The 13,288-nt window shown below is 68.4% G+C and carries 13 protein-coding genes and 3 pseudogenes; 12 read left to right on the top strand and 4 right to left on the bottom strand.

What is annotated here, in order from left to right; genetic code table 11:
- Positions 1-16: 16 nt before the first annotated feature.
- Positions 17-775 (bottom strand): bifunctional 2-polyprenyl-6-hydroxyphenol methylase/3-demethylubiquinol 3-O-methyltransferase UbiG, encoded by a 759-nt coding sequence (gene ubiG / locus ACHMW8_RS13010; protein ID WP_395445762.1) that lies wholly within the window; start codon positions 773-775, stop codon positions 17-19.
- A gap of 168 nt (positions 776-943) precedes the next feature.
- Between ubiG and ACHMW8_RS13015 the strand changes: the two genes are divergently transcribed.
- The 3 genes from ACHMW8_RS13015 (at position 944) to ACHMW8_RS13025 (ending at position 3,592) form a co-directional block, all read left to right on the top strand.
- Positions 944-2,191, top strand: a complete 1,248-nt coding sequence (locus ACHMW8_RS13015) for an aspartate kinase (protein ID WP_125155990.1) — start codon at positions 944-946, stop codon at positions 2,189-2,191.
- Positions 2,192-2,377: 186 nt separating this feature from the next.
- A complete protein-coding gene (locus ACHMW8_RS13020; protein WP_125155991.1) occupies positions 2,378-2,842 on the top strand; it encodes a hypothetical protein in 465 nt (154 codons plus the stop codon).
- An 18-nt stretch (positions 2,843-2,860) separates the two neighbouring features.
- Positions 2,861-3,592: a helix-turn-helix domain-containing protein gene (locus tag ACHMW8_RS13025; protein ID WP_395445763.1), complete on the top strand. Its 732-nt coding sequence runs from the start codon at positions 2,861-2,863 to the stop codon at positions 3,590-3,592.
- 2 nt (positions 3,593-3,594) lie between these two features.
- On the opposite strand, the gene ACHMW8_RS13030 is transcribed toward ACHMW8_RS13025, so the two are convergent.
- Positions 3,595-3,969 (bottom strand): SprB repeat-containing protein, encoded by a 375-nt coding sequence (locus tag ACHMW8_RS13030; protein ID WP_125155993.1) that lies wholly within the window; start codon positions 3,967-3,969, stop codon positions 3,595-3,597.
- A gap of 126 nt (positions 3,970-4,095) precedes the next feature.
- On the opposite strand from ACHMW8_RS13030, the gene ACHMW8_RS13035 reads away from it, so the two are divergent.
- Positions 4,096-4,248 (top strand): helix-turn-helix domain-containing protein, encoded by a 153-nt coding sequence (locus tag ACHMW8_RS13035; RefSeq protein ID WP_395445968.1) that lies wholly within the window; start codon positions 4,096-4,098, stop codon positions 4,246-4,248.
- Here the strand turns inward: ACHMW8_RS13035 and ACHMW8_RS13040 are convergent.
- Positions 4,245-4,610 carry a SprB repeat-containing protein gene (locus ACHMW8_RS13040; protein WP_125155994.1) on the bottom strand — a complete coding sequence of 122 codons (366 nt, stop codon included), beginning with the start codon at positions 4,608-4,610 and terminating at the stop codon, positions 4,245-4,247. The two genes, ACHMW8_RS13035 and ACHMW8_RS13040, sit on opposite strands and share 4 nt — an antisense overlap.
- Positions 4,611-4,743: 133 nt before the next feature.
- On the opposite strand from ACHMW8_RS13040, the gene ACHMW8_RS13045 reads away from it, so the two are divergent.
- Entirely contained in the window at positions 4,744-5,697 is a 954-nt protein-coding gene (locus ACHMW8_RS13045; protein ID WP_395445764.1) for a DMT family transporter, read from the top strand.
- Here the strand turns inward: ACHMW8_RS13045 and ACHMW8_RS13050 are convergent.
- A complete protein-coding gene (locus ACHMW8_RS13050; protein ID WP_395445765.1) occupies positions 5,694-6,197 on the bottom strand; it encodes a hypothetical protein in 504 nt (167 codons plus the stop codon). The two genes, ACHMW8_RS13045 and ACHMW8_RS13050, sit on opposite strands and share 4 nt — an antisense overlap.
- Positions 6,198-6,407: 210 nt before the next feature.
- Between ACHMW8_RS13050 and ACHMW8_RS13055 the strand changes: the two genes are divergently transcribed.
- The 7 genes and pseudogenes from ACHMW8_RS13055 (at position 6,408) to ACHMW8_RS13085 (ending at position 13,270) form a co-directional block, all read left to right on the top strand.
- Entirely contained in the window at positions 6,408-6,806 is a 399-nt protein-coding gene (locus ACHMW8_RS13055) for a hypothetical protein (protein WP_395445766.1), read from the top strand.
- A 286-nt stretch (positions 6,807-7,092) separates the two neighbouring features.
- Positions 7,093-9,356, top strand: a pseudogene (gene ptsP, locus ACHMW8_RS13060) (phosphoenolpyruvate--protein phosphotransferase).
- A 158-nt stretch (positions 9,357-9,514) separates the two neighbouring features.
- A pseudogene (locus ACHMW8_RS13065) lies at positions 9,515-10,568 on the top strand (helix-turn-helix domain-containing protein).
- A gap of 64 nt (positions 10,569-10,632) precedes the next feature.
- Positions 10,633-11,774: pseudogene (ispG, locus tag ACHMW8_RS13070) on the top strand (flavodoxin-dependent (E)-4-hydroxy-3-methylbut-2-enyl-diphosphate synthase).
- A gap of 16 nt (positions 11,775-11,790) precedes the next feature.
- Positions 11,791-12,195 (top strand): hypothetical protein, encoded by a 405-nt coding sequence (locus ACHMW8_RS13075; protein WP_395445767.1) that lies wholly within the window; start codon positions 11,791-11,793, stop codon positions 12,193-12,195.
- 122 nt (positions 12,196-12,317) lie between these two features.
- Positions 12,318-12,731, top strand: a complete 414-nt coding sequence (locus tag ACHMW8_RS13080; protein WP_125156002.1) for a hypothetical protein — start codon at positions 12,318-12,320, stop codon at positions 12,729-12,731.
- Positions 12,732-12,817: 86 nt separating this feature from the next.
- Entirely contained in the window at positions 12,818-13,270 is a 453-nt protein-coding gene (locus ACHMW8_RS13085) for a MaoC family dehydratase (RefSeq protein ID WP_125156003.1), read from the top strand.
- Positions 13,271-13,288: the final 18 nt, after the last annotated feature.

The following is a 13,288-nucleotide window of genomic DNA, read 5'->3' on the forward strand; positions in this document are numbered from 1 at the left end:
GCAAAGAAGCTTCGTTTCAACCCCTGGTGACCGTCATCATGTAGTTGATGTCGACATCGGCCGAGCGGCTCCAGCGGCCGGTCAGCGGATTGTAGCTGACGCCGAAAGGGCCCTGCATCTCGACTGGTTCGCCGGCCATGAAGGCCCGCAGCTCTTCAGGCTTGAGGAACTGCTTCCACTCATGGGTGCCCGGCGGGACCCAGCGCAGCACGTATTCGGCGCCGATCTTGGCCAGGGCCAGGGCCTTCAGCGTGCGGTTCAGGGTGGCGACGATCATGATGCCGCCGGGCTTGAGCAGCTTGGCGCAGGTGCGCAGGAACTCGCCCGGATCGGCGACGTGCTCGATGACCTCCATGGTCAGAACGACGTCGAACGGACCCGCGCACTCGGCCAGCAGCTGTTCGGCGGTGGCGGGACGGTAGCCGATCGTCAGCCCCTGCTCGGCCGCGTGGGTGGCGGCGGTCTTGATGTTCTTCTCGGAGGCGTCGATGGCGGTGACGTCAAAGCCCAGCCGCGACATGGGCTCGGACAGCAGGCCGCCGCCGCAGCCGATGTCCAGCAGGGAAAGACCCTCGAAGGGCTGGCGCAGCGTTCCGTCGCGGCCAAATCGCGCCAGGGCTTCCTCGCGGATGAAGGCCAGGCGGCAGGGATTGAACACGTGCAGCGGCGCGAACTTGCCCTTGGGGTCCCACCACTCGGCGGCGATGGCCGAGAACCGCGCCACGTCGGCGGGGTCGATGCTCCAGGAGGGGGCGGAGGAGGCGGCTTGCGTCATGCGGCCTGTCTAGCACGGACGCCGGCGCTCGCCACGATCACGGAAAAAAGACACCTCCGCGACATTGCCGTTGCGCCATCGCCCCGCTAGAAGGCGCGGGCTTGCGCGAGGGGGAGCGATCCGGCCGCGCGGGCGCAAGAAATAACCAAGTGTCGAGGTACCAAGGACGTGTCACGTCTGGTGATGAAGTTCGGCGGCACGTCGGTGGCCGACCTGGAGCGCATCCGTCGGGTGGCGCGTCTGGTCGCGGCCGAGGTGGCGACGGGCAAGCAGGTGGCGGTGGTCGTCTCGGCCATGTCGGGCAAGACCAACGAGCTGGTCGCCTGGACCGACGGCGCCGGCCGCGCGGCGCAAGGGCTTCCGGAGTCGGACGACGAGTATGACGCCGTCGTCGCCTCGGGCGAGCAGGTGACCGCCGGTCTCCTGGCCATGACCCTGCGCAACATGGGCCACAGGGCCCGCTCTTTCCTGGGCTGGCAGGTGCCGATCATCACGGACGAGGCCCACGGCCGCGCCCGCATCGAGGACATTCCGCCCGCCAATCTGGAAGCCTGCTTCGCCAATGGCGAGATCGCCGTGATCGCCGGCTTCCAGGGCGTGACCCCGAACCAGCGCATCACCACCCTGGGCCGGGGCGGCTCGGACACCTCCGCTGTGGCCATCGCCGCCGCCGTCAAGGGCGCCTGCGACATCTATACGGACGTCGACGGCGTCTACACGACCGACCCGCGGATCGAGAGCAAGGCCAAGCGCCTGGCCAAGATCAGCTACGAAGAGATGCTGGAAATGGCCTCGCTGGGGGCCAAGGTGCTGCAGACCCGTTCGGTCGAGATGGCCATGGCCCATCGCGTCCCGGTGCGGGTGCTGTCGAGTTTCGTCGAACCGGGGGAAGCTCCCGGCCAAGGTACGATCGTCTGCGACGAGGAAGAAATCATGGAAAAGCGCATCGTCTCGGGCGTCGCCTACAGCCGCGACGAAGCCAAGATCACCCTGCTGGGCCTGCCCGATCACCCGGGCGTGTCCTCGCAGATCTTCGGCCGGCTGGCCGACGCCAACGTCAATGTCGACATGATCGTGCAGTCGCGCGCCCGCAGCGCCGCGACCGCCAACATGGAGTTCACGGTCGGCAAGCGTGACGCCGCCCGCGCGGTCGAGATCGTCCGGGCCGCTCGCGACGAGATCGGCTTCGAGGACGTCGCGGTCAACGAGGACGTCGCCAAGGTGTCGGTGATCGGCGTGGGCATGCGCAGCCACGCCGGCGTCGCCCAGTCGATGTTCGCGGCCCTGGCCGAGAAGAACATCAACATCCAGGTCATCTCGACCTCGGAGATCAAGATCTCGGTCCTGATCGACGCGGCCTATACCGAACTGGCCGTGCGGGCGCTGCACGCGGTCTACGGGCTGGACCAGCTGTAAGGCTGGGCAGCCCCCTCCGGCCCTTTGGGCCACCTCCCCCGTAGCGGGGGAGGACGCCTCGGATCCTGCTCCCCCTTTATGGGGGAGCTGTCGGCAAAGCCGACTGAGGGGGCTTCGCCAGCATTCGCCGTTGCCGAAACGTCGTGTTGTGACGTTAAGAAGACGCCGCAGCCTCCGAGAATCGCCATGTCCGACGTCTTCAAGTTCGATCCCGACGCCAAGACCGTCACCTTCCACGGCGACGCCGGCCTGGACCTGCTCTACGACCTGCTGCTGCGCGCCAAGTTCGGCGACGGCTACGAGAAGCCGCTGCTGATCAGCCCGTGGCTGGCGGCGCTGCTGAACCAGCTGGACCAGGCCCTGCCCGACGACGGCCAGTGGTTCCCGGAAAAGCCCGGCCAGCCGATCTTCGACACCGACGACCTCTTGGCCATGGGTGACGCGGTCATCGAGGAAGGCCACACGGTCGGCTGGTGGACCATGACCGAGGTCGAGAAGCGCGCCTATCTGCGCAACGTCATCGCCGCCCCGCACCCGCTGACCGACCTCGAGGTCGAGTTCATCGAGAACGACATCGACGCGGCCCTGGCCCAGGCCCGCCGGCTGGTGGCCGACGCCGACGAGCCGCTGGCCCTCCCGGGACACGGCTGATCCCGCTATAACGGGACCATGGGCCACGACCTCATCGTCCCCGCCGAGCTATCGTTCCGCCGCTATGGCGAGGATGCGCCGCCGCACGCCCACGCCTTCGACCAGATCGTGCTGCCGCGTCGGGGCGTGCTGGAGATGGAGATCGACGGCCGGGGCGGTCGGGTCGATCCGGGCCGCGCGGCCGTGGTCCCGCCCGGCGCGCGCCACGCCTTCGCCGCCTCGGGCGAGAACCTGTTCGTGGTCGCCGACATCGGCGGGGCGCTGATGAGGCCCTTCGAGCGCCTGCGCGAGCGGCCCTTTGCTCCGGTCACCGGCGCGGTGCGCGGCCTTCTCGACTACCTGGCCGGCGAGGCGCCCGGCGTGATCGAAGTGGGCGTCGCCAGCCTGTGGACGCCGCTGCTGCTGCGCGGTCTTGCCGCCGCGCCGATCGCCGTCGATCCGCGCCTGGCGCGAGCCGTCGCGATGATCGAGGCCCGCTACGATCAGCCGCTGACCGTCCGCGACCTCGCCGCCGAGGCCGGCATGAGCCAGAGCCGTTTCTTCGCGCGGTTCGCCGACGCCTACGGGACGACGCCGCACGGCGCGCTGTCCGACACGCGGCTGCGCGCGGCCCAGCGCCTGCTGTCGGACACCCGCCTGTCGATCGCCGAGATCGCCGCGCGCACGGGGCATGGCGATCAGAGCGGTCTCACCAGGCGCATGAAGGCGACGCTGGGCGTCACTCCCGGCGCCTGGCGAAAGCGGCGCTAGCCTTACATCGTCGGGTCGAAGGTGACCGTGACGGTGTTGGTGGTCGCCGTCTGGCTGGCGGAGTCGGTCACCACGCAGACCCAGCGCGACATCTTCGGCGGACCGCCCCATGGGCCGTCCCAGTAGAAGGTGGTGGATTCGCCTGCCGGGTCGTTGGGATAGACATAGCCGGTGCCGCCGATGTGCACCCACTCGTAGCTGTAGGGCGGTGTCCCGCCACTGACGGTGACGTAGGTGGGGTCGGTGGGCGGCCAGCCGGCGCCTTCGAGGGAAGACGGCGAGGCGCTGGCGGTCATGGTTCGGGCTTGGGCGGACGTAGCCACCAGCAGCGCGCCGAGACCAGCGGCGCCGAACATCAATTCACGACGGGACTTCATTCAACCCTCCTGATGTTACCTAGGATTGAATGAGTTCATTGCTCTACCTAAGAGTCAACCTATGTTGGAGGCTGCCAAACCACCCGTCGCCCCGCCCCGTCCCGCGCCTCGCTGTTCGACACGCGGCTGCGCGCGGCCCAGCGCCTGCTGTCGGACACCCGTCTGTCGATCGCCGAGATCGCCGCGCGCACGGGGCGCGGCGATCAGAGCGGTCTCACCAGGCGCATGAAGGCGGCGCTGGGCGTCGCCCCCGGCGCCTGGCGAAAGGGGCGTCCTTAGGCGCCGCCGTAGGCGACGTGGACGCTGTTGGTGCTGACCGTATCGTTCGCGCTGTCGGTCACCTGGCACACCCAGGCCGAGAGACGCGGCGGTCCGCTCGAGGGGCCGACCCATCCGAACTCGACCACCGGACTGTTGGGGTCCGACACCTCGATATCGGTCGAGCCAGAGATGCGGGTCCACTGGTAGCTGTAGGGGCCGACGCCGCCGCTGACGCTGACGGTCACGTAACCTTCGCCGACACCGATAGTCGACGGCGAGGCGCTGGCCGAGAGCGTCCGCGCGTGGGCGGCGGTCGCCACCATCAGGGCGCCGACGCCAACCCCAGCGGCGCCGAACATCAATTCACGACGGGACTTCATTCAACCCTCCTGATGTTACCTAGGATTGAATGAGTTCATTGCTCTACCTAAGAGTCAACCTGTAATAGAAACCGCCAAACCTCCGGGAGCTTTCGCCAAGCCAGGCGCCGCGGGGCCTGCTAACCCGGGACGCATGAGCGCCTCCCGCAATCTCCTTCTGGGCCTGCTGTTCGGCCTGATCGCCGGCGCGTTCTGGGGCGGGGTGTTCCTGGCGCCGAAGCTGCTGGCCGCCTTCACGCCGCTGCAGATGACGGCCGGGCGCTACATCGCCTACGGCCTGGCGTCGGCGGTGCTGCTGGCGCCGAGCTGGAAGACGGTGATGGCCAAGATGACGGCCAAGGACTGGCGGGACCTGGCCGCGCTGAGCCTGCTGGGCAACCTGATCTACTATGTCGGCCTGTCGGTGTCGGTGCAGAGCGCGGGGGTGGCCCTGGCCTCGCTGATCATCGGTCTCCTGCCGGTGACGGTCACCCTGGTTGGGGCGAAGCCAGGGGAGGGCGTTGCGCTCCGCCACCTGGCCGCGCCCCTGGCCCTGGTCGTGGCCGGCGGGGTCTGCATCAACGTCTCGGTGTTCACCGACAGCCACGGCGTCGGGATCGGCAAGCAGGTGGTGGGCGTGCTGGGCGCGACCCTGGCCTTGGCGATGTGGACCGCCTACGCTGTCTGGAACGCCCGCCGCCTGGCCGCGACGCCGAAGTTCACCAGCCACGAGTGGTCGCTGCTGACCGGCCTGGCCACCGGCCTGCTGTCGCTGGCGCTGGTGGTCCCGGCCTTCGCCCTGGGCGGCGAGGCCCTCGCGCCGGCGGCCCATACCCTTGAAGCTTGGGGCTGGTTCTGGATGGTCAGTTTCGCCGTCGCGATCGGGGCCTCGGTGATCGGCAACGGCCTGTGGAACGCGGCCAGCCGCCTGCTGCCGCTCAGCCTGTCGGGCCAGCTGATCGTGTTCGAGACCCTGTTCGCGCTGCTCTACGGCTTCCTGCACGAAGGCCGCTGGCCGCGCGGCCTGGAGACGGCGGCGATCGTGCTGATGCTGGCCGGCGTGCTGTGGTCGGTGCGGCTGCATCGGCCGCGAGTGGAGCTGGCCTAGACCGAGGGGGTCCGGGCGGCGACACGCAGTAGGCGTTGTCGCAGCCACCAGACTCCGACGACCGAGAAGAACAGCAGCGCGGCCGTGCCGAGAGTCTTGCCCATCGAGGTCGGCGCGGTGCTTGGGTCTGCTGTTTCCAGCGCGATTGCCGTCCTACCGATGCAAAACAGGAACGCGGCGAAGAAGAGGAGCGCCGCCGGACTATTGTTCATCGAGAGCTTGCCGATCATTGCGATCATCTCGACCAGGGACGGAACGACGAAGATCCAAGGCTCCCAGGCGGGGCGAGACCGCTCTGGAACGACGGCTGTTGATACGGTGTAGATCGACCAGATCCAGCCCATATCAACCGCAACGGTCAGCCAATTCAGCGTCTGCGCTAAAGGGGGCGCTATCCAACTCACCGGGCCAGCCGCCAGGTTGAAGCCCAAGAGGAGGACCGTCAGCACCCAAGGATGTAGCGTCAGCAATCTCTTCGCTACAGCCAGTCCGCGCGTCATTCGGTCGATTATCTCTAGGTTGATCGGTCGACTATCTTTCGCCGGCGGATCCCGGTCAAGCTTCGTCGGCTTGTGTTCAAAACCTAAACCGAACCTGAACGGCGCGGTTCAAATCAGGTTCAGGCGGGCCCCTCTAAAACAACATTCAACAGCGCCGCCCAGTCTCATCTTCGGGAAAGGGGGCGACGCTTCTGGAACAGGAGCCCTGCCATGAAGACCATCGGCAAGTTCACCAAGACCGTCGTCGCCGTCGCCATCACCGGCGCGCTGGTCGCCCCCGCCTCGGCCGCCTTCGCCGGCGAGAAGACCAACCGCGCCGTCCTGGGCGCCGTGATCGGCGGCATCGCCGGCGCCGCGATCGGCGACGGCAAGGGCGAAGCGGTCGCCATCGGCGCGGTCGCCGGCGCGGCCCTGGGCGCCTCGACGGCCAAGGACAAGTACGACCGTCGCTACAGCCACGGCTACCGGACCGCCCCGCGCTACAGCGACAGCCGCTACGGCTACGACAACCGATACGCCTATGATCGCGGCGGCTACCGCCACGACCGTTACGACGCCCGCTACGACAGCCGCTACGACAGCCGCTACGCCTACGGCTATCGCCGCTAGGCCCCGCCTCTAGGCCGCTCGTGTCCTGATCCCTCCCCGAGCGAGCTAACCTGCGCCGCCCCCTCCCGGGGCGGCGCTTTTTCGCGCCGCCCGTCTCCCCCTTTGAAAATTGGGCGGCGCTTTTTCTGCGCGGTCGCACCTAATCGCCGTTCGGTTGTCCGCGCCGGCTATCGCGCTGGCGGAATTTGCTGTAGCCCCCATCTGGAAGGCTTGGATCCGGCCTTAACCCTTGGCGCATCAAGCTGGGCTACACCGGTTCCAGGGAGAGGGAGCGCGTAAAGGCGTCATGGCGGCATCCGGCATCGCCGTTCGAGGACCACGCAGCCTGCTGCGGCAGATACGCGAGGCCATGGCCGGCGGCGGTCCCGCCCAGGCCAAGCTCGACATGGTGGTGCGCACCATCGCCATCTCGATGGTCGCCGAGGTGTGCTCCATCTATCTGCGCCGCGCCTCGGGCGATCTCGAACTGTTCGCCACCGAGGGCCTGTCGCGCGAAGCCGTGCACGTCACCCGGATGAAGCCGGGCGAAGGCCTGGTCGGCGAGACCATGCGCCTGGGCCGGCCGCTGAACCTGTCCGACGCCGCCAGCCATCCGCAGTTCTCGTACCGTCCGGAAACGGGCGAAGATCCGTACCACGCCTTCCTGGCCGTGCCGCTGCTGCGCGGCGGCCGGGCGATCGGGGTGCTGGTCGTCCAGAACCGCACCGAGCGCACCTATGACGAGGAGGAGGTCGAGGACCTCCAGATCATCGCCATGGTGCTGGCCGAGATGGTCAGTTCCAGCGAGCTGCTGGGCGCCGACGAGCTCAAGGACGTCGAGCTGGCGCCGCACAAGCCCGAGCGGCTGAAGGGCTCGCGCTTCGCCGAAGGTCTCGCTTATGGCGTCGCGGTGCTGCACGAGCAGCCGGTCGCGCCCGAGACCCTGCTGTCCGATGACGCCCTGGCCGAGGAAGCCCGGCTGTCCTACGCCATCGAGGCGCTGCAGACCCAGATCGACGAGATGCTGGAGGGCCAGCACGGCCTGGTCGGCGCCAGCTACGAGGTGCTGGAGACCTATCGCCTGTTCGCCCACGACCGGGGCTGGAACCGGTCGCTGCAGGAGGCGGTGCGCTCGGGCCTGACCGCCGAGGCGGCCGTCGAGCGCGTGCGGTCCGAGCACCGCGCCCGCCTGGGCCAGGCCCGCGATCCCTATCTGCGCGAGCGGCTGCACGACCTGGAAGACCTCAACGACCGGCTGCTGCGCCACCTGTCGGGCGACGTCCACGCCGTGCGTCAGCTGCCCGACGACGCCATCCTGATCGCCCGAAACCTCGGTCCGGCCGACCTGCTGGAATACGACCGCACCAAGCTGAAGGGCATCCTGCTGGAGGAAGGCTCGGCGGCCAGCCACGCCGGCATCGTGGCCCGGGCGCTGGACATCCCGTGCGTGGGCCGCCTGGCCGGCCTGCGCGACCGGCTCAGCGAAGGCGACCCCGTCGTGGTCGACGCCGAGACGGCCGAGGCCTGGCTTCGCCCGCGTCCGGACGTCGTCAAGGCGCTGAAGGTGCGGATGGAGGTTCGCGCCCAGCGCAAGGCCGAGTTCGCCCGCCTGCGCGACACCCCGCCGATCACCAAGGACGGGGCCAAGATCACGCTGCTGATGAACGCCGGCCTGGCCGTCGATCTCGACATCCTGGCCGAGACCGGGGCGGAGGGCATCGGCCTGTTCCGCACCGAGTTCCAGTTCATGGTCGCCGAGGAGCTGCCGCGCCTGGAGGCCCAGACCGCGCTCTATGAAAAGGTGCTGGAGGCCGCCAACGGCATGCCGGTGACCTTCCGCACGCTGGACCTGGGCGGCGACAAGCTGCTGCCGTACATGGAGCTGGAGCGAGAGGACAATCCGGCCCTGGGCTGGCGCGCCGTGCGCATGGGCCTGGACCGTCCGGCCCTGCTGCGGATGCAGATCCGCGCCCTGATCAAGGCGGCCGCCGGCCGGCCGCTGAAGGTCATGTTCCCGCTGGTGGCCAATGTCGACGAGTTCCGCGCCGCGCGCTCGTTCGTCGACCAGGAAGTGGCCTGGGCGCTGAAGCGCGGCCGGCCCGCGCCGTCGCGCCTGGACGTCGGGGCGATGATCGAGGCCCCGTCGCTGCTGTGGCATCTGGACGCACTGTTGCCGATGACCGACTTCGTTTCGGTCGGCACCAACGACCTGATGCAGTACCTGTTCGCCGCCGACCGGGGCAATCCGAAGGTCTCGGACCGCTATGACCCCCTGTCGCCGGCCGCCCTGCGCGCCCTGAAGACCATCCAGCAGGCCTGCGCCGACACCGGCACGCCGGTGTCGGTGTGCGGCGAGATGGCGGGCCGTCCGCTGGAGGCCTTCACCCTGGTGGCCCTGGGCTTTGACGCCCTTTCCATGCCGCCGGCCGGCATCGGGCGGTCAAGCAGATGGTCCTGTCGTGCGATCGCGAGGCCGCCCGGCGCAATGTCGAGGCCCTGCTCAAGGGCTCCGGCGGATCGCTGCGCGGCGAGATCGAAACCCTGGCGAGAAAGCTGTACGTGGCGGTGTGACGAAAGCTTGTCCGTTAACCAAGCGTCACAGTTTAGTACATTGAATCCCGCTACTTAGTTTGATATCCACAAACAGTTGTTAAGACTTCCGTGAGATACGGAGTTGGGGGGCTCCGCGCTTTCGCGCGCGGCGCGATATTGGGGGCGTTTAGTCGGTCATGCCGCTGGATACGGGTAACGTGAGGCGTTTGCATCTCGTCACGGACGCTGATGTGGACGATACGCCGATCGCCGTCGCGCAACCTTCGCTGGACGAGGGGGCCGACATCGGCCTGGCCCTGAAGGCGGCCCGCGAGTTCCGCGGCTTGACCACCCAGGACGTCGCCGACGGCACCCGCATTCGCCAGAGCTATATCGAGGCGATCGAGGACATGCGTCTCGACGATCTGCCGTCGCGCCCATTCACCATTGGTTATGTTCGCGCCTATGCCGGCCTGCTGGGCCTGGACGCCGAGGCGGCCGTGGCCCGCTTCAAGCAGGACAGCCCCGACGAGGGCGCGGAACTGCGCGCCCCGGTCGGCGTGCGGCGCGAGCGCGACCCGCGCCTGGCCCTGATCTTCGCCGGCGGCCTGCTGGTGGTGGGCGCCATCCTGCTGTGGAACGTCGCTCAGCGCGCCATCACCAAGGAAGAGCCGCCGCCGCAGGTGGCCCCGGCCGCCGTCTCGACCCAGGTCCAGTCGCACGCCAGCAACAGCCAGGTCGCCCTGGGCTCGCCGCTGCCGGCTCCGGTCGAGTCGACCACGCCCGATCCCTACAAGACCCCTGGCCTCGACGACGCCGCCGCCAACGGCGGTTCGGTCGACGCGGCCAACGCCGCCTCCAAGGCGCGCGCCGCGGCCGACGCCAAGGCCGGCGTGGTTGATCCGGCCAGTCAGTTCGTGGTGGGCTCGCCGTTCAAGCTCAAGGGCCAGGTCCTGGGCGCGACCCCCGCCGAGGCCTCGGGCGTGCTGATCCAGGCCCGCAAGGCCGGCTCCCTGACCGTGCGCCGCGCCGACGGCACGATCCAGATGACCCGCTGGCTGTCGGCCGGCGACGCCTATCGCGCGCCCGCGCGCGCCGGGCCTGATCCTCGACGTGGTCGAACCGTCCCTGTTCGATGTCTATTACAACGGCCGCCTGACCAGCCGCCTGACCTCGAACCAGACGCCGGTGGCCAAGCTGATCCCGGCCGCGCCCGCGGCGGCTCCGGCGGCGGCGACGCCCCAGCCGTAGGCCCGCGGGAGAACGAGAGCTTTGGGCCTTCTATCCGCCCTCAAGACTTCTCTAAATTAGGCCCATGGCCGCAGACCACACGCACGTCCGTCCCTGGCGCATGATCACGCGTCGGCAATCGCGCAAGATTTCGCGTCGGCGATGTCGAGGTGGGCGGCGACGCGCCGATCACCGTCCAGTCGATGACCAACACCCTGACCAGCGACGCCAAGGCGACGCTGGAGCAGATCCGCCAGCTGGAGGAGGCCGGCGCCGACATCGTCCGCGTCAGCTGCCCCGACGTCGACAGCACGGCCGCCTTCAAGACCATCGCGCGTGAAGCGAAGGTCCCGCTTGTGGCCGACATCCACTTTCACTACAAGCGCGGCATCGAGGCGGCCGAAGCCGGCGCGGCCTGCCTGCGGATCAATCCGGGCAACATCGGTTCGCCCGATCGCGTCCGCGACGTCATCCAGGCCGCCCGCGACCATGGCTGCTCGATGCGCATCGGGGTCAACGCCGGCTCGCTGGAGCGCGAGCTGCTCGAAAAGTACGGCGAGCCGTGCCCCGAGGCGATGGTCGAGAGCGCCCTCAACCACGCCCGCATCCTGCAGGATCACGACTTCCACGAGTTCAAGATCTCGGTGAAGGCGTCCGACCCGTTCATGACCGTGGCCGCCTATTACCAGCTGGCCGAGGCCATCGACTGCCCGCTGCACCTGGGCGTCACCGAGGCGGGGGCCTTGCGGACCGGCACGGTGAAGTCCTCGATCGGCATCGGCTCGATGCTATGGGCCGGCATCGGCGACACCATCCGGGTCTCGCTGGCGGCCGATCCCGTTCGAGGAGATCAAGGTCGGCTTCGACATCCTCAAGTCGCTGGGCCTGCGCCACCGCGGCGTCAATATCATCGCCTGCCCGTCGTGCGCCCGTCAGGGCTATGACGTCATCAAGACCGTTGAAGCGCTCGAAAGCCGGCTGGCCCACATCTCGACGCCAATGTCGCTCTCGATCATCGGCTGCGTCGTCAACGGCCCGGGCGAGGCGCTGATGACCGACATCGGCTTCACCGGGGGCGGGGCCGGGGCGGGCATGGTCTACATGGCCGGCAAGCCCGACCACAAGCAATCCAATGAGGGGATGATCGATCACATCGTCGAACTCGTTGAGAAGAAGGCGGCCGAGATCCGGGCCGCGACCGCCGCGGAGACCCTCGCGGCCGAGTAGGGAGTGAGCGCCATGCGTGCGATCGTTCTGGGCCTGTCGGCGGCTCTCGTTCTGGCGGCTTCGGGGGGCCTCTGCCGCCGACCACCCCAACCCGGAAGGTGAAGCCAAGCTGGCCAAGCTTCTGGAGGGACGCGTGGCCGGCAAGCCGGTCCACTGCATCAACCTGCGCGCCACCGACAGCAGCGAGATCATCGAAGGCACGGCGATCGTCTACAAGGGCCCCGGCGGCCGTCTCTATGTGAACCGCCCGCGCGGCGGCGCCGACAGCCTTCGCCGGGATGACATCCTGGTCACCAAGACGGTCACCTCGCAGCTCTGCAACATCGACGTGGTGACCCTGGTCGACCCGCTGGCGCGTTTTCCCCGAGGCTTCGTGAACCTCGGCGACTTCGTGCCGTACGCCAAGCCGGGCAAACCGTAATATAATCTCTACTTCAGGCGGTGGATGATCGCGGAGGTTGACTGTCCCGCGAGGTGGGCGGACAGTGTTCGCTCAGGCCGAGCGGCGGACGCCTCCGGCGGGCGGCAAGGAGCAAGACGACGATGCGCAAACTGCTTCAAGGTGTTGTGGCGGCGGCGGTTGTGGCGGCGGCGTTCGGGGCCTCGGCTGGCGAGTTGAACGCCAGGGGCGAACGCAGCCTGGATCGGACGATCAACGGCCGCGTCGCGAGCCAGCCGGTTAGCTGCATCGATCCGCGCCGCGCCGTCAGCATCGAGATCATGGACCGGACCGCCATCGTCTACCGAATGCCTGACAACAAGCTCTATGTGAACCGTCCCATCCTCGGCGTCCGCAATCTTGATCACGAAGCGATCGTGTCGTGGAACAACGTCAACACGGCCCTGTGCAGCCAGGACTTCGTCCATCTGTACGATCGCGGCGGCGAGGGCCCGTTTATGCTCAGCGGTTCGGTCCGCCTGGGCCAGTTCGTTCCCTACAGCCCGGCCCAGCGCTAGGCCATCGAACCTCGCGAAGCGCGCGTCGGGCCATCCGGCGCGCATTTTCGCTGGTCATGGCGCGTCATGACGGCTAACGGCGTGGGATGATCGGACCTCACCCCTCGGGCGGCTATATCCTGGACGAACTGTCCGTCGGGATGACCGCCGAAAAGCATGTCCCCGTCACCGAAGCGCGGATCGGCCTGTTCGCCGAGGCCTCGGACGACTTCAATCCCGTGCACATGGACGAGGCGTTCGCCGCCAAGACCGCCTATCGCGGCCGGATCGCCCACGGCCTGCTGTCGGCGTCGTTCGGCTCGGCGGTCGTCGGCACCATCCTGCCCGGGGCCGGGGCGATCTATCTGTCCCAGACCCTGGCCTTTCACCGTCCGGTGCGGGTCGGCGACGTGGTCATCGCCCGCATCACCGTCGCGGCCATCGACGCCGAGAGCGCCCGCGTCACCCTGCGCTGCGCCGGCTATGTCGGCGAGGACCTGATCATGGACGGCGAGGCCGTGGTCCGCGTGCCGCGGCGACGCAAACCGGCCAAGGCCTGACACCCTATTCAGGAGTGA

The organism is Caulobacter sp. UC70_42, assembly GCF_044056025.1.
Classification (GTDB): domain Bacteria; phylum Pseudomonadota; class Alphaproteobacteria; order Caulobacterales; family Caulobacteraceae; genus Caulobacter.

Coding starts and splice junctions, on each gene's coding strand:
- ubiG (WP_395445762.1), bottom strand. CDS start 775: ATGACGCAAGCCGCCTCCTCCGCCCCCTCCTGGAGCATCGACCCCGCC.
- ACHMW8_RS13055 (WP_395445766.1), top strand. CDS start 6,408: ATGAAGACCATCGGCAAGTTCACCAAGACCGTCGTCGCCGTCGCCATC.
- ACHMW8_RS13040 (WP_125155994.1), bottom strand. CDS start 4,610: ATGAAGTCCCGTCGTGAATTGATGTTCGGCGCCGCTGGGGTTGGCGTC.
- ACHMW8_RS13020 (WP_125155991.1), top strand. CDS start 2,378: ATGTCCGACGTCTTCAAGTTCGATCCCGACGCCAAGACCGTCACCTTC.
- ACHMW8_RS13050 (WP_395445765.1), bottom strand. CDS start 6,197: ATGACGCGCGGACTGGCTGTAGCGAAGAGATTGCTGACGCTACATCCT.
- ACHMW8_RS13030 (WP_125155993.1), bottom strand. CDS start 3,969: ATGAAGTCCCGTCGTGAATTGATGTTCGGCGCCGCTGGTCTCGGCGCG.
- ACHMW8_RS13045 (WP_395445764.1), top strand. CDS start 4,744: ATGAGCGCCTCCCGCAATCTCCTTCTGGGCCTGCTGTTCGGCCTGATC.
- ACHMW8_RS13025 (WP_395445763.1), top strand. CDS start 2,861: ATGGGCCACGACCTCATCGTCCCCGCCGAGCTATCGTTCCGCCGCTAT.
- ACHMW8_RS13080 (WP_125156002.1), top strand. CDS start 12,318: ATGCGCAAACTGCTTCAAGGTGTTGTGGCGGCGGCGGTTGTGGCGGCG.
- ACHMW8_RS13085 (WP_125156003.1), top strand. CDS start 12,818: ATGATCGGACCTCACCCCTCGGGCGGCTATATCCTGGACGAACTGTCC.